General features: G+C 25.9%; 23 protein-coding genes. 19 read left to right on the plus strand and 4 right to left on the minus strand.

The window, feature by feature from the left end:
• Positions 1-275 precede the first annotated feature (275 nt).
• The 5 genes from NSA50_RS07080 (at position 276) to NSA50_RS07100 (ending at position 3,834) form a co-directional block, all read left to right on the plus strand.
• Entirely contained in the window at positions 276-701 is a 426-nt protein-coding gene (locus NSA50_RS07080) for a hypothetical protein (protein ID WP_257444051.1), read from the plus strand.
• A gap of 14 nt (positions 702-715) precedes the next feature.
• Positions 716-1,378: a hypothetical protein gene (locus NSA50_RS07085; protein ID WP_257444052.1), complete on the plus strand. Its 663-nt coding sequence runs from the start codon at positions 716-718 to the stop codon at positions 1,376-1,378.
• 6 nt (positions 1,379-1,384) lie between these two features.
• Positions 1,385-1,807: a DUF2871 domain-containing protein gene (locus tag NSA50_RS07090; protein ID WP_257444053.1), complete on the plus strand. Its 423-nt coding sequence runs from the start codon at positions 1,385-1,387 to the stop codon at positions 1,805-1,807.
• Positions 1,808-2,216: 409 nt separating this feature from the next.
• Positions 2,217-2,549, plus strand: a complete 333-nt coding sequence (locus NSA50_RS07095; RefSeq protein WP_195263467.1) for a PadR family transcriptional regulator — start codon at positions 2,217-2,219, stop codon at positions 2,547-2,549.
• Complete coding sequence (locus NSA50_RS07100; RefSeq protein ID WP_257444054.1) at positions 2,533-3,834, plus strand: DUF2812 domain-containing protein; 1,302 nt, start codon at positions 2,533-2,535, stop codon at positions 3,832-3,834. Before NSA50_RS07095 ends, NSA50_RS07100 begins: the two co-directional genes overlap by 17 nt.
• Before the next feature lie 135 nt (positions 3,835-3,969).
• Here NSA50_RS07100 and NSA50_RS07105 read toward each other — a convergent pair whose 3' ends face one another.
• Together NSA50_RS07105 and NSA50_RS07110 are read right to left on the minus strand one after the other, a co-directional pair.
• Positions 3,970-4,659 (minus strand): DUF4956 domain-containing protein, encoded by a 690-nt coding sequence (locus NSA50_RS07105; RefSeq protein ID WP_257444055.1) that lies wholly within the window; start codon positions 4,657-4,659, stop codon positions 3,970-3,972.
• On the minus strand, positions 4,653-5,399 hold the full coding sequence (locus tag NSA50_RS07110) for a polyphosphate polymerase domain-containing protein (protein WP_257444056.1): 747 nt from the start codon (positions 5,397-5,399) through the stop codon (positions 4,653-4,655). The genes NSA50_RS07105 and NSA50_RS07110 overlap by 7 nt, the downstream gene beginning before the upstream one ends.
• 204 nt (positions 5,400-5,603) lie before the next feature.
• Here NSA50_RS07110 and NSA50_RS07115 point away from each other — a divergent pair, with 204 nt between their 5' ends.
• The 6 genes from NSA50_RS07115 (at position 5,604) to tyrS (ending at position 11,425) form a co-directional block, all read left to right on the plus strand.
• Entirely contained in the window at positions 5,604-6,422 is an 819-nt protein-coding gene (locus NSA50_RS07115) for a PhzF family phenazine biosynthesis protein (RefSeq protein ID WP_257444208.1), read from the plus strand.
• 146 nt (positions 6,423-6,568) lie between these two features.
• The gene (locus NSA50_RS07120; protein ID WP_257444058.1) at positions 6,569-7,192 is read left to right on the plus strand and encodes a hypothetical protein; all 624 of its coding nucleotides are present in this window, start codon (positions 6,569-6,571) and stop codon (positions 7,190-7,192) included.
• Positions 7,193-7,474: 282 nt separating this feature from the next.
• Complete coding sequence (locus tag NSA50_RS07125) at positions 7,475-7,990, plus strand: hypothetical protein (protein ID WP_195430560.1); 516 nt, start codon at positions 7,475-7,477, stop codon at positions 7,988-7,990.
• Between the two features lie 171 nt (positions 7,991-8,161).
• On the plus strand, positions 8,162-8,704 hold the full coding sequence (locus tag NSA50_RS07130) for a hypothetical protein (RefSeq protein ID WP_257444061.1): 543 nt from the start codon (positions 8,162-8,164) through the stop codon (positions 8,702-8,704).
• 159 nt (positions 8,705-8,863) lie between these two features.
• The gene (locus NSA50_RS07135; protein ID WP_257444063.1) at positions 8,864-9,475 is read left to right on the plus strand and encodes a C40 family peptidase; all 612 of its coding nucleotides are present in this window, start codon (positions 8,864-8,866) and stop codon (positions 9,473-9,475) included.
• Between the two features lie 741 nt (positions 9,476-10,216).
• On the plus strand, positions 10,217-11,425 hold the full coding sequence (gene tyrS, locus NSA50_RS07140; protein ID WP_257444065.1) for a tyrosine--tRNA ligase: 1,209 nt from the start codon (positions 10,217-10,219) through the stop codon (positions 11,423-11,425).
• Between the two features lie 203 nt (positions 11,426-11,628).
• Here tyrS and NSA50_RS07145 read toward each other — a convergent pair whose 3' ends face one another.
• Positions 11,629-11,799 (minus strand): hypothetical protein, encoded by a 171-nt coding sequence (locus NSA50_RS07145; protein WP_195430545.1) that lies wholly within the window; start codon positions 11,797-11,799, stop codon positions 11,629-11,631.
• A gap of 276 nt (positions 11,800-12,075) precedes the next feature.
• On the minus strand, positions 12,076-13,278 hold the full coding sequence (locus NSA50_RS07150; protein ID WP_257444076.1) for a YibE/F family protein: 1,203 nt from the start codon (positions 13,276-13,278) through the stop codon (positions 12,076-12,078).
• A gap of 279 nt (positions 13,279-13,557) precedes the next feature.
• On the opposite strand from NSA50_RS07150, the gene NSA50_RS07155 reads away from it, so the two are divergent.
• From NSA50_RS07155 to NSA50_RS07190, 8 genes are all read left to right on the plus strand, one after another.
• Positions 13,558-14,247, plus strand: coding sequence for a response regulator transcription factor (locus tag NSA50_RS07155; RefSeq protein ID WP_195263486.1), 690 nt, complete (start codon positions 13,558-13,560; stop codon positions 14,245-14,247).
• A 121-nt stretch (positions 14,248-14,368) separates the two neighbouring features.
• Positions 14,369-15,646 carry a sensor histidine kinase gene (locus tag NSA50_RS07160; protein WP_257444079.1) on the plus strand — a complete coding sequence of 426 codons (1,278 nt, stop codon included), beginning with the start codon at positions 14,369-14,371 and terminating at the stop codon, positions 15,644-15,646.
• Between the two features lie 132 nt (positions 15,647-15,778).
• Positions 15,779-16,186 (plus strand): hypothetical protein, encoded by a 408-nt coding sequence (locus tag NSA50_RS07165; protein WP_257444081.1) that lies wholly within the window; start codon positions 15,779-15,781, stop codon positions 16,184-16,186.
• Positions 16,187-16,261: 75 nt separating this feature from the next.
• Positions 16,262-17,332, plus strand: a complete 1,071-nt coding sequence (locus NSA50_RS07170) for an efflux RND transporter periplasmic adaptor subunit (RefSeq protein WP_257444083.1) — start codon at positions 16,262-16,264, stop codon at positions 17,330-17,332.
• Between the two features lies 1 nt (position 17,333).
• Positions 17,334-18,014, plus strand: coding sequence for an ABC transporter ATP-binding protein (locus NSA50_RS07175; protein ID WP_195263490.1), 681 nt, complete (start codon positions 17,334-17,336; stop codon positions 18,012-18,014).
• Positions 18,004-19,212: an ABC transporter permease gene (locus tag NSA50_RS07180; RefSeq protein ID WP_257444085.1), complete on the plus strand. Its 1,209-nt coding sequence runs from the start codon at positions 18,004-18,006 to the stop codon at positions 19,210-19,212. The genes NSA50_RS07175 and NSA50_RS07180 overlap by 11 nt, the downstream gene beginning before the upstream one ends.
• A 164-nt stretch (positions 19,213-19,376) precedes the next feature.
• Positions 19,377-20,528: an MFS transporter gene (locus tag NSA50_RS07185; protein WP_257444087.1), complete on the plus strand. Its 1,152-nt coding sequence runs from the start codon at positions 19,377-19,379 to the stop codon at positions 20,526-20,528.
• A gap of 382 nt (positions 20,529-20,910) precedes the next feature.
• A complete protein-coding gene (locus NSA50_RS07190) occupies positions 20,911-22,821 on the plus strand; it encodes an endonuclease MutS2 (RefSeq protein WP_257444089.1) in 1,911 nt (636 codons plus the stop codon).
• The last annotated feature ends 144 nt before the right edge of the window (positions 22,822-22,965 follow it).

Here is a 22,965-nt window from a genome sequence, read left to right on the forward strand (position 1 = left end):
ATAATATTCTTTATATGAACAATGTTCAATTTAAATTTCAATATATAAAATATAGTCGAAATTAGAAATAGGAGTTTTAAGAATAAATTATCATCTTATTTTAAATAGATGTTTTTCATAAAAAATATAAATATATATTTTTTTATTATATATAAGATTTTAATACAAATGGCTTCTATAAAAATGTAAATATATATTAATATTCCCACTTAAATAAAGTGGGAAAAAATATAATTCAATATGAACAAAGTTCATATTATAAAGGAGGAATTTTTATGAAAATAAGAAAGGAAAAGCTATTAATTTTAGCAAGTGCAGTATGGTTTATTGCAGGTTTTAATATATTGCGAATAGGATTTATAAGTTATGTAAGACATATCACTTTCTTGAACTTAATTCTTTCAATATTAGTGTTCGTGTTTTTTTGGTTCATAGTTTTTAATAAACTTGTTACAAAACATACAAATAGAATTCAAAACTATAAAGAAGAGATGCAGTTTGTTTTGAAATTTTTTGATATAAAATCATTTTATATAATGGCTTTCATGATGACATTTGGTATTGGGATAAGAGCTTTTAGTCTTGTTCCAGAAGTATTTATTGCTGTTTTCTATTCTGGTTTAGGTTGTGCATTATTTGGTGCTGGAATTCTATTTGGTTATAACTATTTTAAGCTTGAAAGAAAAATACATAAGGAATAAGGAGGAAAATTAAAATGCAAGCAATTATGGAAACAACATTTGATGTTGTATATCTAATTACAGTAGTTACTTTAGGAATCATAATGATTATGAAAAACAATGGGAAAAAACAATATCTTTTATTTGGGGTTATGGCAGTAACATTAGGGGTAGGAGACTCATTTCACTTAGTTCCAAGAGCAATTGCACTATGTACTACGGGACTTGAAAATTATACATTTGCATTAGGAATTGGTAAGTTTATAACTTCAATAACAATGACTATATTTTATATACTACTTTATTATGTATGGCGTTTACGTTACAAAATTGAAGGGAAAAATGGAATGACATTAGCTATATACTTATTATCAATTACACGTATAATCTTATGTTTATTCCCGCAAAATGGTTGGACAAGCATAACTGCACCTTTAAGCTGGGGAATTTATCGAAATATACCTTTTGCTTTGTTAGGAATGTTGATAATTATTCTATTTTATAAAAGTGCAAAAGAAAATAATGATAGAAGTTTTCGTTTTATGTGGTTAACTATTGTATTGAGTTTTGCATTTTATATACCTGTAGTATTATTTGCAGATACTATTCCATTAGTAGGAATGTTGATGATTCCAAAAACTTGTGCATATGTTTGGACTGTATTAATAGGATTTAATAGTATGATTTCAAGGAGGTAGTTTTGTATGAAAAAGATATTGAATATTTCATTTATCTATTTTTTACTAGCAATGATAGGTGGAGTTTTTTACAGAGAATTTACGAAAATTATAGGATTCACAGGGCAAACAACATTGGGATATATACACGTACATTTAATAGTATTAGGTTCAATACTATTTCTAATTATAGCTCTATTTTGTAGAGATACAGAATTATTATATAACAAAACTTTTAAAAAATTCATGGTTATATATAATATTGGACTTCCACTTATGGCATGTATGATGTTAATTAGAGGAATTATTCAAGCATTAGAGCTGCAATTAACGAGTTCAATCAATGGAATGATTTCAGGAATTGCAGGAGTATCTCACATACTTGTAATGATAGCTTTATGGATGCTATTTACATCATTGAAGAAAGTATTAGTTAATGAGGAAAAGTAGAAATTATAAATTATAATTAAAATGTACAGTTAAAAGCAAATTATAAAATGGTTAAGTTAAGATATTTGAGCAGTGAGGGGAAGCAACTCACTGCTTTTATGTATAGTTCTAAAATAGAGGATTAAAATAATTATAATATGGAGAAGACTTATTGAAATTAGTAATTCCTAAAGGGGCTAACGAAACGCGAGCCTCTTTAAGCAATATTAAAACAAGGCATATTTTTAAAATTACATACAAACAGAGCCTTATAAAGCAGTCAATATATAAATATTATATATTATAGGATTAAAAGTAAAAATTCTGTTTACAATATTGATGCTCGATATTATAATTGTATTACAAAAATAAAGTTTATTTCATATGCGTGTTTAGAATATCGAATATCGATGTTTGGAGGTGACCAAAGATGCCAAGAGAACAATTTCAAAATTTAACTGAACCAATGTATTATATATTAGTATCTTTAATAGAAGAAAGATGTGGCGTAGATATAATGGCATCAGTTGAAGAAATATCAAGGGGAAGGGTTAATGTTGGACCAGGAACATTATATGCGTTACTTGGTAGATTTGAGAAAGAAGGAATGATTAGAGAAACTGAAGTGGTAGGGAGGAAAAGAAGCTACATAATAACAGATAAAGGATTAGAAGTATTAAAAGATGAGTATAATCGTTTAATTCTGTTAGTTGAAGATGGAAAATCTTTTTTAGGAGGATATAATAATGGTATTGGGAAATAAGAAGTGGGTTATATTTAATTTTTTACCGTATGAGTATAAAAGTTTAGAAGAATATCTAGAAAAAATGGCATTAAAGGGATGGATATTAGAGAATATGATGGGCGTATTCTTAAAGTTTAAAAGAAGTGAGCCTAAAAATTTGAAATATTCAGTTGATATAATGGATAGTGTATCTTTTTTTGATGGTAAAGATAGTGAAAGTTTATTAGAGTACAGAGAGTATTGTAAAGAAGCTGGATGGAAATTTATTTGTGGAAGAGAAAAAATACAAGTATATTGTAGTGAAATAGATCAAGAGAGAATAGATATTCATACAGATGAAGTTGAAAAGTTTAATACTATTCGTAAAGCATCATTAAAATATGTTTGTTTAAATTTTATAACTTTAGTATTTCTTTTATACTCACAATATATTATAACAATAGGAAGCTTAGATGGGCATTTTTTAGCAAGTCCATTAAGTTTAGGAAGTCTTTTAGTTGTTAGTACTCTCTCAATACATGAGATTATAGGATTAATAACATTTTTAATATTCAATATTAGAAGCAAATTATTAATAAGTAAAGGGAAAAAAGTATCTTATAATTTTAAAGTTATTGCCTTAATTAAGAGAACTATTTATAAAGTTTCATTTATTGCAACTTTTACAGCCTTTATGGTTTATGGTGTAAAATCTGATTTGAATGTTATTAAGATATGTATTGCTTTTATCGTTTTAATAACTTTATTAAATTATATAATTAAATTTGTTAAAAATAAGAATTATAAAAATAAAAAGACTATAATTTCAAGTGTATATTTATTATTAACATTAGTAATATTTTTTATTATGACAAATATAATTTTTAGAAATATAGATACAAGAGATTATAAACTTGATGATGAAATGCTAGAAAAAGTAGCTACTTTAAGACTAGAGGATTTTAATGATATTAGTAAAGATGATTCACTGTACTATAGATTAGAAAAGTCTCCAATAGCATCATATTTATTTTATAGTTGTGCAGGTGAAAATGATTATTTAAGTTATGATATTTTTGAAAGTAAATATAAATGGGCAGTAAAATATAACTTTGATAAGACAATACGATTTGCAAATAAGATAGATATAGAATATATAGAAAAAGAAACAAGTTTACCAAATGACATAAAGGTTTATATGAATGAAAGTGGACATCAATATATAATTTTTTCACCTAATAAGATGGTAGAGATATCAACAATTGAAGGAATAAGTGAAGATGAAGTAATTAATAGGGCTTATGAAAAATTATTTAGTAGTTAGTAACATAAGTAATAAAATATAGAGAAAGGAAGATAAATAAAATGTGTGAAATAAGTATATATCAATCCTAGTACTTTATTGTACAGCTATTTAACTTATGAAACATACTTTATTTATCTTTGCTTTTATAGTAATTTAATTATAAACTTTTTCTTCAAAACCAGCAAAGTTCAATGAAATGTTTAAATTACCGTTTTTGCATCTTAATTCATCTATAAATTTCTTTTGATTAGCGTCAAGTTTCATATGGATTATATAATGAATTTCAAATAATGAGCCGAAATCTCTAGTTTTAATAGTTTCAACATGCCATGAATTTGTATATTTATTAAGGATATCATCAAAAATACCATCGTAATTTAAATCTTCAGGAATTGTGATTTTAAGCTTAGATGTTTTTGTTTTTGGCATAGCAAACTTTGTTGCATCTAATATTAAGGTTAAAGCACATAGTATTAATGTAAATATAAATGCATAGCCTATATAGCCCATACCACAAGTTAAACCAACAGCTAAAGTAAAGAATACATAAGTTATATCCTTTGGATCTCCAGGTGCACTTCTAAAACGAATAATTGAAAAAGCTCCAGCTAAGCTAAATGCTCTAGCAACATTATTTCCAAGTAAAAGTATGATAATTGCAATTATAACAGGTAGCATTATAAGAGTTATTGTAAATCCTGTTGAATATCCTTCTTTTTTGTGTGTCTTCATATATGCAAGGCTTATAATTAGGCCAAGAATAATTGAAGATATTATAATAAGTAGTGCGTTAAATAGTGTGAATGATTCTCCATTCGTTGATGTAATTATAGTTTCTAACATACATCTTTCCTCCCTGTATCATAGTTTTTATTTAAACAATATCTCATATATTCATTTCCATATTTAGAAAAGTGAGTATTGTATATCTCCAAATCTGAAAGAATTTTAGTAAACCAAACTGGAATAGCACCTAATATTTTTACTTCCATAAGGTAGTGTTTTTTATCTAATAGTCTATCACCAAAACTACCAGCTTCAAGGAAGAGGTTATCACGTCTAGTTATTATATTAGAATCAAAAGTTATTCTAAAATCTTTATCATTCTTTGCAAAAAAAGCTTTTCTAATATAGCTTATATATACAGTTGGATGAATATCATGATTACTTATGTGATATTCTATTTCATTGAGAACTTGATTATTTAAATAATCAGAAGTCGCAGGTCTTTCCCCTAATTCTAAAAATTTATAAGCTTCATTTAGAGTTAAAGTAGCTCTACGTTTATTTACAATTCCATTAATTTTTTTCTTTAATTCAAGAAAAACTTTATCATCTTTACTAGTAGGTATACTGTAACTTCTTAATCTAAGTTTTTCTTTATAGTAAGGTTTATTAATAGAATGTCTAATTATTTGATTATCATCAGTATCATAATATATATTGTAAATACTGTAGTTCTGTCCAAACTTACAGAATTTATCTGGATTCATGTATTTTGATAAAATTGGAATAAGTGCGTTATATTGATTTTCATTTAATATAAATTTCTTTTCATATCTTTGAAATGATTTTATTGCCATATAAATGCCTCCCATAGAATTGATATCTTATGAGGTAATTATATAAAGCTAACCTTAAAGAAATCTTAAATTAAAAATTACTTTTAGAAGATTAATATATAAATTAATATGTAAAAATAGTAAAATGATATTAATTATAAAATTTGAAAAATAAATGGATATTTAAAGGAGCTGATTATTATAAAGGAAGAAAATAAAATTAAAATATATCAAGTAGATGCATTTACCAACAAGTCATTCAAAGGAAATCCAGCAGCAGTTTGTATTTTAGAAGAGGATATAAGTGATGAAGTGATGAAAAATATTGCCCAGGAAATGAACTTATCAGAAACAGCATTTGTTAAGCCTTTAGAAAACTCTAGGATAAGTGACTGCAAGATGTTTTCTTTAAGATGGTTTACTCCAGAGGTTGAAGTTGATTTATGTGGACATGCAACTATAGCAACATCTAAGGTTTTATTTGATGAGTTTAATATAAAAGAGCAATATATTAAATATGAAACTAAAAGTGGACTACTTACAGCTAAAAAGGAAGATGAAAAGATAAGTTTAGATTTTCCAATAGATAATCCACTAGATTTTAATTTAACGCAAGATATATTAGATGCTATGGGAATAAGAAGTTACTCAAAAGCTATAATAGGTGAAAAAACAAGAAAACTTGTCATAGAAGTAAAAGATAAAGAAGATGTAATAAATTTAAAACCAAATTTTGAAATGTTAAAATTATTAAAGTTTAAAAGTAATGTAAAAGGAATAGGTGTTACTTGTAGAGGAAACGAAAAATATGATTTTATTTCAAGATATTTTAATCCATGGGCAGGCATAAATGAAGATCCAGTTACAGGCTCAGTTCATACTTTACTAGCAAATTATTGGAGTAATAAATTGAATAAAATACAATTAAATGCTTATCAAGCTTCGCATAGAGGTGGAGAAATTTCATTAAAGGTATTAGAAAATGATAGGGTAAAATTAAGTGGTGAAGCTGTTATAGTACTAAGCGGAGAGTTATATTTATAGACCTATGATGTCTAACAAGAGGCTATTTTTTTTATAGAGTATTTCGCTTGATAAAATACAAAAATTTACTTATATAAGGATTATTGTAAATATATATATAAAGTTGTAAAATATTTATATTGAATTAAGAAAGGAGTCCATTAACTATGAAAAAAATAATAATTTGTTTATTGTTTTCTGCAATTTTTATGATATCATGTTCTGCCAATAATTCTGAAATTACAAATAAAACAGTAGATAATAAATCAAGTGAAGTATCAGAGAAGAATTTAAATAATGATTTAAAAGATGATAATACTGATAAAAATTCATCTGATATTTCTGAAGAAAAAGATTCTGAAAAAATTTCAGATAATACTTCTGAGGTAGAAAATTCAACTTCAGATGAGAAAATAGTGAATAATGATATTAGCGAAAAAGTTAAAAATTACATTATTAATGGTCAATCAAATAAATCAGAAGCAGAAAAAATAAAATGGAGTAAAACATTTTTAAATGAAGTTAATATTGAAAGTTTATATGACCAATATATATCTACTGGAGGTAATGCCGATGATTTAGAAAAGTTCGCTAGTTATATAACTTTAAATGCTCCGATTATTAATAATTGGGAAGAGCTATTTAAACAAGATTTATTTGATATATATGGAGAAAAAGTAGTAAAATTAGAGCATTTAGAAAATGATTTATACCAAGCATATATAAATAAAGATGGAGAAGAGGTACCCTATGTTGTAGTGTCAGCAAGGACTGGGTATTTTCATGGTTAACGATAGAAGTTATTTATTATAAATAAAGTATTTAATTTGTATTAGATAACCTTTATTTATAAGCATTTAGGTGAGGTATTGTATTTTAAATTAAAGAAGGTTGTATTAAATTGAAGTTACAAACTAAATTTAATACAGCCTTTTATTTCTTTATAATTAATATTTTAAATGCGTTTTTTGTCATGTCAATTCACATATATGTGAATATACTATTGTATCGAATAGAATATTGGCGATATATGCAAAAAAAATAATTCTTTAATTAGTAGGAGGATATAATTAATGAGAACTTTTTATGATGAATCTGAATTAGATACAGTTGGTGACGGAGAATTTGTAAAAATGCATTTAGAGTTGGAAGAGGATCTAAAAAAAGAAATGGGAATATTTAAAGAAGACCATAAAGTGGAAGCGGAAGAAGAGTGTTTTGAAGAATTCTCAAATCAAACCTACACACCACTTGAGGCAAATTGCAAATCTGAAATTCATATTAATCCCAAAAATAAAATAATATATGTATGTCCAAAAACAGCTCAATATTTTTTAGCATCTTCATCAAAATGTTGTGGTCCAATTAATGTTAAATATATTGGTCATGGATTTAATCAAAAGTTTAAAAAGGTTAATGGAGACCTAGGAACTTATTTTATCTTAAATTCAGGAATTTTATTTATTCCGAATGAACGCTTAAGGCCAGGGGAAATAGATGTATTACCTTTTGAAGCATTTGATGGATGTAATAAATTTAAATTTGATGTAGTGTTTACATTTGATCCATGTAAGTGCTGCAAAAAATAAATTGTAGATATAAAAGATAGTGGCTAAACAGACATCTTAATGGGCATTTAAGATGTCTGTTTTGTATAGAAATTATCTTTAAATTGATAAATAAAACATTCTTAATAGATTATTATATGTATGGTTCAAATATATAGTATTAAATTAACTCTATATTAGGAGGATATGATAGTGGAAAGATTAGATTGTAATGATCTTAATAAAGATAGTGACAAAATAAATGGAGATTTATTTGAAAATATAAATAAAGAAGCACGAGAAATAAGAGAAAAATATGAAAATGATTTTTGGAGTATTCTTGAAGAGGTAAATAAAGAAACATATGAGATTAAAGAGAAAAATGAAGAAATAATACGAGATATAAAACAAACTCCACTGCAAGCAAATTGTAGATTAGAAATGCATATTGAATCTGAAAACAAAGTAATATATGTATATCCATGTAGAGCTCAATATTTTTTATTATCATCATTAAAATGTTATGAGAATGTTAATGTAAAATATATAGGAGCTAATTACAATGAAAGGTTCAATGAGGTATGTGGAGCTATTGGAAATTATTATATATTAAATGCAGGAATATTATTAGTTCCAAAAAGAAGAATAAGACCTGGAGCAATTGATATATTACCTCTAGTTGCGTATTATGGAGATGATTATTATAGATTTGAAGCTATATTTAATTATGCACCATATCAATGTTGGAATAGATGAAAATATGATAGATTTAGAAGTGAAATGAGCTGTTCTTAATTTAACAGCTCATTTTAATTTATAATTAATTATTTCTTAATCAAAAAGTAATTAGGAAAAGTGAGGGGGCTAATGTAAAATTAACTATATAAAGGAAATTAATTGAAAGGGATTTTGAGGATGAAAAAGATGAGAGTAAATAGAAATATAGTTTTTATATTAGGGTTAATATTTTTATTAGTTGTTGGAATTATCGCATTTAATAATTTATATAAAAAAGAAAATTATGAAAATGAAGGGATAAATATGACAAAAGAAGAAAAGGAAATTGTAAATAAAGTTATAGAATTAGCTGAAGAAAAAATAGGACTAGAATATGTATGGGGTGGAAAAGGTGAGATTATGACTGAAGAAAGGTTAGATGAACTTATAGGTTATTATGGAGAAGAATATTATCCATTAAAGAGAGAAACATACATAGGAAATCAGGCTTTTGACTGTTCAGGATTAACTTACTTTGCATATAAAGAAGTTACAGGTGTTGAAATTGGTTATTCAACTTTTGATCAAGAAGATATATTGCAAGGGTATGAAGTTGATAAAAAAGATATACAGCCAGGAGATTTAATCTTTACACCAGGGCATGTAGTTTTATATAAGGGAAAAGGTGAAATGATAAATGCATATAATAAGTTACAATATCCAATTGGAGGAGTAAAAAAAGGTAAACTTTATTTAAATGATGAAAGTGTAATATATAGACCAATTGATTATATAAATTCTCTAAAATAATAAAGCATTAGATATAAAGAAAAAAGATAGAAGTATAAAAGTTAAAATTAATTATTGATTAATTAAAAAGTTATAAGAATATTGACAATATTAAAAATAAGATTTATAATCCATATTAATAATAAGCATAACGAAGATTTATAAGTGATTATATTTCGGAGTATAAGATTATGAAAAGCTGTGATAAGAACAAGTAGTAGTTAGTAAGGCTTACAGAAAGTAACCGGTTGATGAGAGGTGCAAGATAAGCTAATTATGAATACATCTTTGAGCTTCACACTAAATGGAGTTGGTTTAAATACAATGATGTTAAAAATGAGATTTGTCTTAAATTACCCAAATTTAATTTCGAAAATTCTATTAGAGATTTTTAAGTAATTTTTCATTTTACATTCTTTATTGTTAGGCAACACCTAGTAGGCTGTGACGTATTCCTTGCACACGTTATAGTGCTAGAGTATTACCTAGATATTTTCTGGAGTACTTGAAAAGGTAGGCAATGTGAGTTGTCTATGAACCTAAGGTGGTAACACGAAGATTTATCTCTCGTCCTTTTGATATAAAGGGCGGGAGTTTTTTGTTTTTATATATAAGTTTGCGTTGACTTGGAGCGAAGCGACGGAATAAGTAAACTTATATATGTCCACTAGTAGTTCAAATAGTTTTATCAAATAGCCTTTCGTAAAGTTATTCTTATAGAACTTGCTTATATTTTAAATAATATAAGAGGAGTGTTTAAAGATGAAACAAACAATTAATGAGCAAATGAAAATTATAAAAAAAGGAGTAGCTACAATAGTTAATGAAGAAGAGTTTAGAAAAAAATTAGAAAAAGCTGAAAAAAATAATAAACCATTAATTATTAAACTTGGTCTTGATCCAAGTGCACCAGATATACATCTTGGGCATGCTGTAGTTTTACGTAAAATCAAGCAAATGCAAGATCTAGGTCATAATGCAGTAATTGTTATTGGAGACTTTACAGGGAAAATTGGAGATCCAACAGGAAAGGCAAAAGGCAGAAAGGCATTAACAGACGAAGAAGTATTAAAAAATGCAGAAACTTATAAAACTCAAATTTTTAAAGTTTTAGATGAAAGTAAGACTGAAGTGCGTTTTAATAGTGAGTGGCTTTCAAAATTGAATTTTAATGATGTTTTGAAATTAGCAGCAACTACTACTGTAGCGCGTATGTTAGAAAGAGATGATTTCCAAAATAGATACAAAAATAATGTTCCAATAGGAGTTCACGAATTTTTCTACCCTTTAATGCAAGCTTATGATTCAATTGCTCTAAAAGCAGATATTGAGCTTGGTGGTACAGACCAAACATTTAATATTTTAATGGGAAGAACACTTCAAAAAACAATGGGAGAAGAAGAGCAAGTTGCAATGTTTATGCCTATTTTAGAAGGCTTAGATGGAATTGAGAAAATGAGTAAAAGTTTAGGAAATTACATTGGGGTAAATGAACCTGCAAATGTAATGTTTAAAAAAGTGATGGAAGTTCCAGATAGTTTAATTATAAAATACTTTGAATTAGCTACAGATGAACACCCAGATACAATAGATAAAATAAAAGATAGATTAGATAGTGGTGAAAATCCTAGAGATATTAAATTAGAACTTGCACAGATAATAACAAGATTATACCATTGTGAAGATGAAGTGAAATCAGCAATGGAGTTTTATACTACAGCTTTTACTAAAAAAGAAATCCCAGATGATATACCTAATTTAACCGTGGAAAGTAATAAGCTTAGGGATATTGTTTCAAATTTAGTAAGTGAGAAATATGTGTCAAGTAAAAAAGAATTTACTAGGCTTGTTGAACAAGGTGGAGTTCAAATTAATGGAGAAAAAATAGATGGTTTAGATATAAATTTATTAACGCAAGATGTAATAAAAATAGGGAAAAAGAAGTTTGTAAAACTTAAAATAAATTCTTAAAACTAATAAAAATAACCCTGTAATATAAAGCAGGGCTATTTTGAAAAAGAAAGATAATATTTAAAGATTTGTGTAAAAAATCTTTAAATATTATCAAAAGGAACTTTTAACTACAGCTTTCAATTTAGCAATTACATATCTACTATCATAACTATAATAAAGATTATAATTATGTAATTTTAATATTAAAATGAAAGCATATATTATTTATTATGAGATAACTTTGATCTTTTAGTGAATTTTTTGCCATTAGCATGGGCACCTTTCTTTTTACCATTTTCAATTCCAATTTCTGCACCAGATTCTGAATACATTTTTCTAAGTTCAGCATTTGATTTAGGACGATCTTTTCTTCTATTTTTGTTATTATCCATTTAAATTACCTCCTAAAGTTAAGTTGTCTATATTAGTGTCCCACAAGATAATTAAAAAATATTATTAAAATATAACTTGATATAGTATTTATTATTTCTATAGGGAGAAGTTGTATATTTAAAAATTTAATTTTAAATTTAAATATATATAATTGTGTGATTACATATATAAATGACAATAGGTGGTAAAATAAAGTTGAAATTAAATAATTTTCTAGGGGTGCCTATATGGCTAAGAGGTAAATTTGTAAAGGGAGTCGCGTTACGCGACATCCTTTACTTTTTAAATTTAAGTTCATTTTTACATAAATAACATCCTATAAAAGCAGTAATTGGAACTGCTAGTACTATTCCTATACTTCCAGATAAGCCTTGAATTATTTCAATGCCTAAAAGGTCTAAATTTATCAATTTATTAAAAGGCATATTTGCTGAAAAGACTAATATTAAAATACTTAATGAGCCACCAGCAAATGCTAAAATTAATGTATTAGTCATTGTCCCTATAGTATCTTTACCTATGTTCATAGCACTTTTAAATAATTCATTAAAACTTATTTTATCGTTTACTTTATGAATTTCAAATATTGATGAAGCAATTGACATTGCAATATCCATTACAGCTCCGAGTGTTGCAACTAATATTCCAGTAAACATTATTCCTTTAAGTTTTAATCCTGTGTCTTCAGCAATATGTGCTAAACTTTCTGCTTCACTCATATTTAATCCTGAAAGCTTTGTTAATGATCCAAAGATATAAGCTATTAATCCTGCAATAATAACACCTGAAACTGTGCCTAAAATAGCTGTTAAAGTCTTTTTATTAAATCCAGATACTAGTATAAGCGTTACAGTTATACTTAATATGCTCATTAGAATTCCTGAGAGTATTGGATTAACACCTCTAAGCATTAAAGGAACCATTAAATAAATACAACATATCAAGGTAAAGATTAAAGCCACTAGAGATTTTAACCCCTTAAATCCACCTATTATAACAACTGATAATATAAATACTGATATTAATAAATAAATCATATTACTTCGATCATAACTATATAAATTCATTTGAGTAGAACCATCTTTTTCAATAACGCCTACTATTACTTTAGTACCTTCTTTAACTTTTAAATTATATAATCTGCTTATTGGATTTTCTATTTCAAATGTATTACCAGAATAAGGCTTTGATGAAATTTTAACTACTATCTTTTGAAATCCTACTTCAACATCTTCTATATAAGGATCTTTTGTCAAATCTTCACTTAAAATTTCTGTAACAACAGCATTATAGTATTTCATTTGACCATTATATTTATCAGGTAAAAACCCACTTCTAAATATAGATTTTGAAATAATAATTAAGATGACACTAAAAAATATAACTCCTAATAATAAAGTAAGATTTTCATTAAACTTAGCTTTTACAAAATATTGTCTTTTGTTAATTTTTTTGTTTTTCCCACCCTTTTTACCCATATTATCCTCCATAGTAATATATTTACTATAATAATTATATTATAGTAAAATTAAAAGGTAAATTAGAGTAACAAATAATATTTGTAGCAAATTGAGAAGATAGGTATAAATACTCATATATGATATTAAAAGATGAAGTTTATCAATATTTATATATCTACTTATATATGAATATAAGAGTAAATTTACAAGCAAATTTTGCAAGATAATACTTTTGTTTGGATAATTTTGTATTATAATGTAATAAGATTGAAATTTATAAGCTATAGGGAGATTGGAATGATAAATATATTAATAGTAGATGATGAAAAAGAAATTGTAGATTTAATTGAACTTTACTTAAGGAATAAAGGGTATTGTATTTTTAAAGCTTATGATTCAAATGAAGCATTAAAGATTTTAAATTCAAAAAAAATTAATTTGATAATTATGGATTTAATGATGCCTGATACAGATGGGTATGATTTAATAAGAAAAATTAGAAGTAATAGTAATTTACCAATAATAATTATTTCAGCGAAATGTGAAAATCATGATAAAGTTATAGGGCTAGATATAGGAGCAGATGACTATATAACGAAACCTTTTGATCCATTGGAATTAATAGCTCGGGTTAATGCTCAATTAAGAAGATGCTATTTATTGAATTTAGATGAAAATAAGGACAACATTATAAAGAGTAGAGATTTAATATTAGATAAAGATAAAGTTAATGTAACTAAGGGTGAAAAAGAAATATCCTTAACTTTAAAAGAATTTAAATTACTAGAATTATTTATGGAAAATAAAAATAAAGTGTTAACTAAGCAAAGGATATTTGAAAATGTTTGGAATGAGGAATATCTATATGATGATAATGTAATAATGGTACATATAAGTAATTTGAGAGATAAAATTGAGGATGATAATAAAGAAAATAAATATATAAAAACAATAAGGGGAATAGGTTATAGGTTTGAAGATAAGTAATTTTCTTAGAAGTAGAAGTTTAAGTAGGATTTTTGTTATTAATTATATATATACCATAATAATTTTTATAATAGCTTTAATCTTATTTATTGTTATTTCAATTTTGGGAATTGCTTCTAATATGAAATTAACCAAAGAGGAACAAAGACTAATGGAAGAAGAGTTTTTCGTTCAAAGTTATGAAGACATTAATATTAATGGAGTATTAGAAGTTGGCGGATGGATAGAAACTATAGAAAATAACAAGGTTGTTAGTGTAATTGGTGAAAAGAAAGATAATATTAATGATTACAATTTATTAAATGTTATAAATTCCTATGAAGATCAATTTAAAAAGGAAGAAAAATTTTTCGATTCAAAAGTATATAATCAAGGAGATAAAATCTACATAGTAAAAGTTCCTAATAGTGAATTCTTTTTAAAGAAACAATTAAGAGAGAAAAGTTTAGGAAGAAGAGTTCTTGAAACTATAAGATACTCATTAGTTATAGCAGTTATATTTATGGTACTAGCTTTATGGGGTGTTTATTATAAATATATAAAGAAGATTAGAGAACCTTTAAATCAAATAAATTTAGGAATAGAAAAGATGAGTAAGGGTAATTTATCAGTGAGATTAGACTTTGAAGGATATAAAGAAATTGATAGTATAAGAGATAGTTTTAATTATATGGTAAAAGAAATAAAATTAGCTAATGAAAATAAGGATGAGCTTGAAAAAAGTAAAAGGGATATGATAAGAGATATAGCACATGATATAAAAACTCCAATAACTTCTATTATGGGGTATTCAAAGGCTTTAAATGATGGAACTGTACAAGATTCAAAGGAGAAAAGTATTTATTTAGATTATATTTATAACAAAACATGTAGATTAAATTATTTAGTTAATGAACTTTTTATATTTACTAAACTAGATAGTGTAGATTATAAATTAAATATGGAACAAAAAGATATTTGTGAATTTTTAAGAGAAGTAGTAGCTTTTTATTATGGAGAAATTGAGGAAGCTGAATTTAACTTAGAAATAGATATTCCAGAAGAGCCGATTTATTATAATTTTGATGCTGAGCAATTAGAAAGAGCTATATGTAATTTGATAATTAACTCTTTAAAATATAATATAAAACATACAACATTATTTGTTGGACTAAATAGTAATGAAGAAGATATAGAAATAATAATTAGAGATAATGGAATAGGAATTAAAAAAGAAATAAGAGATAGGGTTTTTGAAGAATTTGTAAGGGGAGATATGTCTAGAGATTCTAGTGGAGGAAGCGGACTTGGACTAGCTATTACTAAAAAGATTATAGAATTACATAAAGGAAAAATTATTTTGAATACTGAGGACGGACTTGGAAGTGAATTTAAGATAATTTTAAAAAAATGGGGGTAGCTTATATTATAGTTATCTCTATTTTATTATGCTTAAATCAAAATTAAGATAAACTTAAGGTAAGTAATATTGTATTTATTTAATGGAAATAGTATTATAAAAATGAATATTTCTGGAAGGGGGTGGGTGATAATGGAAGAAAATGTAGAAAAGAAAAGTGTGGGTGCTGGAATTATTACAATGTCTGTACTCGATTTATTTGGACAATTTTTTATAACAATAGGTTGTTTAGTTAATATTTTTGCAAAAGATCTTGTAAGTAATATGATAGCAGAAGCAGGGGTAAGTGCTGGAGAACAAGCAACTACAACAGATTTTGTAATAACATTAGCTATATCATTAATAATAACTATAGCTGTAATATTAATTTTATGTAAAAAGCCTATTGGAGCATTTATATTTATAGGTATAGAGGTATTATCATTTATTTATTCAGCAATAACTTCTGGAGTAAGTTTATTAACACTATTAAATTTAGTTTTCCCAGCATTAATGATTTTCTTTCTTTATAAGAAGAAAGACATTTATTTTGTTAAATAATAATGTGCAAATAGAGTAAATCTAATAAATAGATTTACTCTATTTATTTAAGAGAATTATATAAGAGGTGATAATATGAAGAAAAAACAAATTATAATAGGAATTAGTATATTTACATTAGCTTTAATTGCTACAGTAAGTGGAGCATTATATGTTAAAAATAAATCAACAGTAGATAGTAATAAAGAAAATAAAGTTGATTATTTTGAAATAGAAGAAGCTGGGGGATTGAAGTTTAAGGGTAGTAGTATTATAAGTAATGAGCAAAAGATAATTTTAGATAAGTCCAATGGAGAAATAAATGAAGTATTTGTAGAAGATGGACAAATTGTAGAAAAGGATACAGTGCTTTTTAATTATTATAACGAATCTATTCAAGAGCAAGTCGATGAGTTAAATAGACAAATTAGTTCATTGAGTTCAAAGATTGATAGAGAAAAAGAAAGAATAAGTAAGTTAGAAGCACTTAAAAAAGAAGTACAAGCATCTGCACAAATAACAAATCAAGCAGAACAAAACTTAAATCAAGGTGTAAATATACAAGGAGAACAAGTTGAAAATGCTAGTGTGTTAGAAGAGTTAAATGCAAATTTAAATGACGTTATTTCAAAAAGGGATGCTCTTAAAGAAAAAGTAGTAAAAAGTGTAAAGTCAGAAATAACTGGAAAAGTTTATATAAATAATGAAGATCCTACAAAAGAGTATATGAGAGTGATTTCTGAGGATTCTTTAATTGCATCAGAATTTGATATAGAGGAACTTAAGATAGATGATAAAGTAGAAATGAAGATTATAAGTAATAATAAAAAAGTTACAGGTAAGATAACAAAGATTGAAGAAATTCCATCAATGTCAACAGATCAAAAGTCTATGGTGTATAAGTTTTATGTTAAACCTGATGAAAGTATAAAAATAGGGTTTAGCGTAGAGTTAACAGTAAATCCAGGAGAAATAGTAATCCCTAAAAGTTGTGTTATAGAAGAAGAAGGAAAACTATATGTTAAATTAGTTGAAGGCGAAAATAATAAAAAAGTAGAAATATCAGCAACTTTAAAGGATGATAACTACATAATTCAAAATGACACTTTAAAAGTAGGAGATAAGATATTATTAAATCCTTCCGAAGATAGTAAGGAGGAAGTATAATATGATAAAACTGAAGGGTATAAATAAGTATTATTCTTCAGGAGAAGAAAAACTACATGCATTAAAAGATGTAGATTTAGATGTAGCTAAAGGTGAATTTCTAGCTATAATGGGTCCCTCTGGATCAGGTAAATCTACAATGATAAAAATATTAGGCTTATTAGATAAAGAATTTGAAGGAAGCTATTTTCTTGATGAAAAAGAAGTAAAAACTCTAAATGATGATTTACTTAGTAATTTAAGAAATGAAAAAATAGGTTTTGTCTTTCAAGACTTTAATTTAATTGATAGATTAACCATTAAGGAAAATATAGAGCTTCCTATGTTATATATGGGAAGAGGAATTAAAGAAACTAAAAATAGAGTAAAAGAGCTTTTAGAAAAAGTAAAATTACTAGATAAGATTGATAAATATCCAAAACAATTATCAGGAGGACAACAGCAGAGAATATCGATAGTTAGATCATTAGTAAACAATCCAGATATAATAATTGCTGATGAGCCTACAGGTGCCCTTGATAGTAAAACTTCAGAAGAAATAATTGGAATATTTAATGAATTGAATAATGAGGGAATAACTATTATTTTAATCACTCATGATATAAATGTTGCTAAAAAAGCAAAAAGAATAGTGAAGATCTTTGATGGACAACTTAAGGAGGTAGATAATAATGAAATTTAGAGTTTTAGTTTTTGCCGCCTTAAGAAATTTAAATAGAAATAAGAAAAGATCAATTCTTACAATGATAGGAATAATTATTGGTATTGCATCTGTTATTACAATAGTGGCACTAGGACAAGGATATAAAAATAAGACCATTAAGGAATTTACAGGAGAAACAGATGGGGCTGTAGTTCTTATGGCAAGCTTTAGCCCAGAAACTTTTACAGAAGAAGTTTCAAGTATGGAGTTTTTTAATAATAAACATAAAGATGCAGTTAAGGGAGTAGATTCAGTAGAATCAGTAGAATTTCAGTATAGTAGTAATTCTTTTGGTGAATATATGCAAATGGATATTAGAGGGAAAGTAGTTAATGCTTTAGTTAAGCCTGTAGAAGAGTTTGATATAGCAGAAGATGCTTTTGGCAGAAACCTAACTTCAAATGATAATCTTCTTAAAAATAGAGTTATATTTGCTTCAGAACAAACATTAAAAAGTAACTTTGATAATGTAGAGGAATTAGTAGGTGGAATAGCAACTATAAATGGAATATCTTTTGAAATAGTAGGCATAAAAAAAGCTCCAGCAGAGGAAGAATTGAATTTATTTAATATGGAAGGTGACGTAAAGATTCCAAAGGAAACTTATGATAAATATTTTGCTGGAATTAAAAAAGTAGAAGGATTAAAAATCACTCTAAAAAAAGATAGTGATGTAAAAGCCAGTATAAAAGAAATAGAAAATACTTTGAATTCAATCGAGGGAAATATAATTAAGGGAAAATATGAAATAATAGATACAAGTGGGATAGTGAATTTACTTGGGGGAGTACTTAATACTATAACCATGTTCATTGCATCAGTTGCAGGAATTTCTTTATTTATAGCAGGAATAGGGCTTATGAATATGATGTATACATCAGTTTCAGAAAGAATAAGAGAAATTGGAATAAAAAGAGCACTTGGAGCAAGGAAAAAAGATATTAGAAGAGAATTCTTAATTGAAGGTATAGTAATTACTATGGTTGGTGGATTAGTAGGGTATATACTTGGAATGATTATTGCAAACATAATATCTATGTACTTTAAATTAGTAATTACTCCAAGTTTATTTACAAGTTTATTAGCAATAGGAATATCAATTATAATAGGACTTGCATCAAGTTTTATTCCAGCAAGAAAGGCAGCAAATGCAAATACCGTAGATATACTAAAATAGAAAGTGGTTAATTCACTTTCTATTTTTTTAAATTAAACCATATAATATATTTATAACTATTTGGAGGTACTATTTATGTTTAGACCAATTTAACTTGATTTCTAAATTCATTTTTAACCTTTTTATGAAGGGTTATTTGTTATGTTTTTAGGAGGAAAGTTAAATTGAATATTAAAAGAAATATATATTTAATGAATCTTATAGTATTTTTACAAGGGTTCGTATTTTATGCTCCAATAGCTACAGTACTTAGAGAAAATAGAGGACTATCATTATCGCAAATTTTCTTAATAGAATCTATTTCTATGGTTTTAATAGTAGTATTAGAAATACCTTGGGGAATTTTTGCAGATAAATTTGGGTATAAAAATACATTAATAATATCAAATTTTATATTCTTTATATCTAAAATTATATTTTTTAAAGCAAATTCATTTGTAATGTTTTTATTTGAAAGGGTATTACTATCTATATCAATATCAGGTTTATCAGGATGTGATTATAGCTTAATATATTTATCAATTAATGATGAAGAAAATAGTGAGAAGATATTTGCTAGATATGAATGGTTCTCAACCATAGGTTTTTTAATTGGATCAATAATATCAACTTATATAGTTAATATATCAATGGACTTAGCTGCTTATTATACTATAATTCCGTATGGAGTAGCCTTTCTAATGTCTTTATTTATAGTTGATATAAAAACTGAAATTGTTAAAAAAGAAAGTATAAAAGATAATTTCAAGTTTGTAATTAGTAATAAGTCAATGATAATATTTATAGTTGGAACTTCTTTAATTAGCGAAGTAGTTCAAAGTATAACTGTCTTTTTAAATCAAGGGCAATATATTAAAAGTGGAATGGATATTAAATATTTTGGTGTTTTATTAGTAGCAATTCAAGTTATGAAATTAATATCAGTAAAGTCTTATAAATTAAGTAATATACTTGGACAAAAGAAATCAATAGTATTTTTAATAATAGTGATATTAGTAAATTCATTTATATTGATAATTGTAGACAGTCCAGTATTGAGTTTTTTATGTATAGCATTAATTGCTATTAGTATGGCAGTAATGGAACCAATGATTATTGATATAAAAAATAAATCAATAATTTCTAAAAATAGAGCAACTATTTTATCTATATATTCTATGATAGGAAGTATTATATCAGCATCCATTAACCCAGTTATAGGATTTGCATCAAATTCATCATTAGAAAATGGATTAACTATTTGTAGTTTAATTGCTATGACTTCAATAGTTTTAGTGGGATATTATATAAAAACTCAGGATAATGAATACAAATAATTAATTTTGTATTGACCAAAATTAATTTGTATCATATATTATATTTAGATAGATTTTAAAATAAAGAGAGGTATTTTTGTGAGTGTTTAGTATCTAAAATAGTAATTGAATATTAATTCTAAAAAATAGGGTGGTATACCTTTATTTGTTGTGGAATTAATAGAACTATAATAGATACAAGTCCACGAATATACTTTTTGGGTGTTTTATATACCTTTATTAGTGTTGAATTTAAAGCTGTGGAAGTATCCATAGCTTTTTTATTTGTATAAAATAATTTGTTAATTCAATTATATGACTTATAGAAGTATGAGAAAATATATTATTTAAAATCTATCTAGAGTTCGTAGACTTGTAAATAATACAAGGAAGGTTTTTTAATATGAATAAAAGTACACTAGAAAAGTTACATTATTATAAATTAAAGGAAATTATTAAGGGGTATTGCGTTAGTGGTTTAGGTAAAGCCTTAATTGATAAGCTTGAACCTAGTGATAATATAAAGATAGTAGAACAAAGACTTGAGGAAACATCAGAAGGACGAAGGTTATTAGATGCATCTTATCATATACCATTAGAAGGGATTTTTGATGTAGTACCACTTATTGAAAAGATTGATAAAGGGGCATCATTAGATCCAAATGAATTAGTAATGATATCTAACTTTTTAAGAGGATGCAGAAAAGTAAAATTATTTATAAAAGATAAAGAAGGGTATGCTAGGACATTAAGCTCATATGGAGAAAATATTACAGATTTAAGTTATATAGAGGAAGAAATAAATAATTCAATTAAAGGCAGTATTGTTGATTCAAATGCTAGCAAAGAGCTTAAGAAAATAAGAAGGCATATTGATATTTGTGAAGGTAAAATAAAGGAAAGACTTGAAAAGTTCTTAAAGAATAGTGCTAATAGAGAGTATATTCAAGAAAGCTTTATAAGTCAAAGGAATGGAAGATATACTATACCAATAAAGGCAGCATTTAAAAATCAAGTTCAAGGGACTATAATTGAAACTTCAACTAAGGGTTCAACTGTATTTATAGAACCAAATGTGATAACAAAGTACACAACAGAACTTGCAACATTAAAGATAGAAGAAAGTATTGAAGAGTATAGGATTTTATCTACAATTACTGAAATGATCTACGAAAGAATGAGAGATTTGAAAATAAATATTGAAGTAATATCAGAGTATGACATGATTTGGGCAAAAGCTAAATATAGTCGTGAAATAAATGGAATTAAGCCTAAAATAAATAACCATGGATATATAAAGATATTAAAAGGAAAGTATCCCTTAATTAAGGATGGAGTACCATTAGACTTTGAAATTGGAGAAGATTACAGAAGCTTAATAATTACTGGACCCAATGCTGGTGGAAAAACAGTTGTGTTAAAAACAGTAGGACTCTTAACTTTAGCAACTCAATCAGGATTTCATATAGGAGCAAAGGAAGGAACTGAAATATCTTTATTTAATAAGATATTTGTAGATATTGGAGATGATCAAAGTGTAGAAAATGCCTTAAGTACATTTTCATCTCATGTTAAGAATCTAGCACAAATTTTAAAAGAAAGTAATAAATCTACTTTATTATTATTTGATGAAATAGGCAGTGGAACAGAACCAAATGAAGGAGCAGCACTTGCAATTGCTATATTAGAAGAATGTTATCATAAAGGGTGCATAACAGTTGCATCAACACATTATGGGGAAATAAAAAATTTCTCAAAGGAACACCCTGATTTTGAAAACGCAGCAATGGAATTTAAGAAAGATACACTTGAACCACTGTATAAACTTTCAATAGGAAAATCAGGAGATAGTAATGCTTTATATATTTCAAAAAAGATGGGTATAGATGATAATATTATTGAAAGAGCAAGAAAATATATAGACTCAAAAGAATATAACTATAACCTAGTTAAAGAAAGTAAAATTTCTAAAAAGAAAACTCAAAAGAGTACAATTGAATATAATTCATATTCAATTGGAGATAATTCATATTCAATTGGAGATAAAGTTAGACTTTTAGATAATAATAAAGAAGCAATAGTATATAAAGAAATGGATGAACTAAACAATATAATAGTTTTGTGTGATGGTGAATTTATTGAAGTCAATTATAAAAGATTAAATCTAGAAATAAAGGCTGAAGACCTTTATCCAGAAGGATATGACTTAAATCAATTATTTGTAAGTTATAAAGAAAGAAAGCTTGAAAGAGATATTGAAAGAGGATCTAAAAAGGCTTTAAAGAAGATAAGAAAAGAGCATTTTATAAAATAAAATTAAGAGGATGTCTGAAGCATCCTCTTTTGTTTTGGAGATTAAACTTTTGATTGTTATAAATATATTCAAAAAAGATATAGATAAATAATATAAATAGTATTGAATAAGTAGTGAAATTGTGTTATATATAATTTATACGAA

This window comes from Clostridium mucosae, from assembly GCF_024622765.1.
Classification (GTDB): Bacteria; Bacillota; Clostridia; order Clostridiales; family Clostridiaceae; genus Clostridium.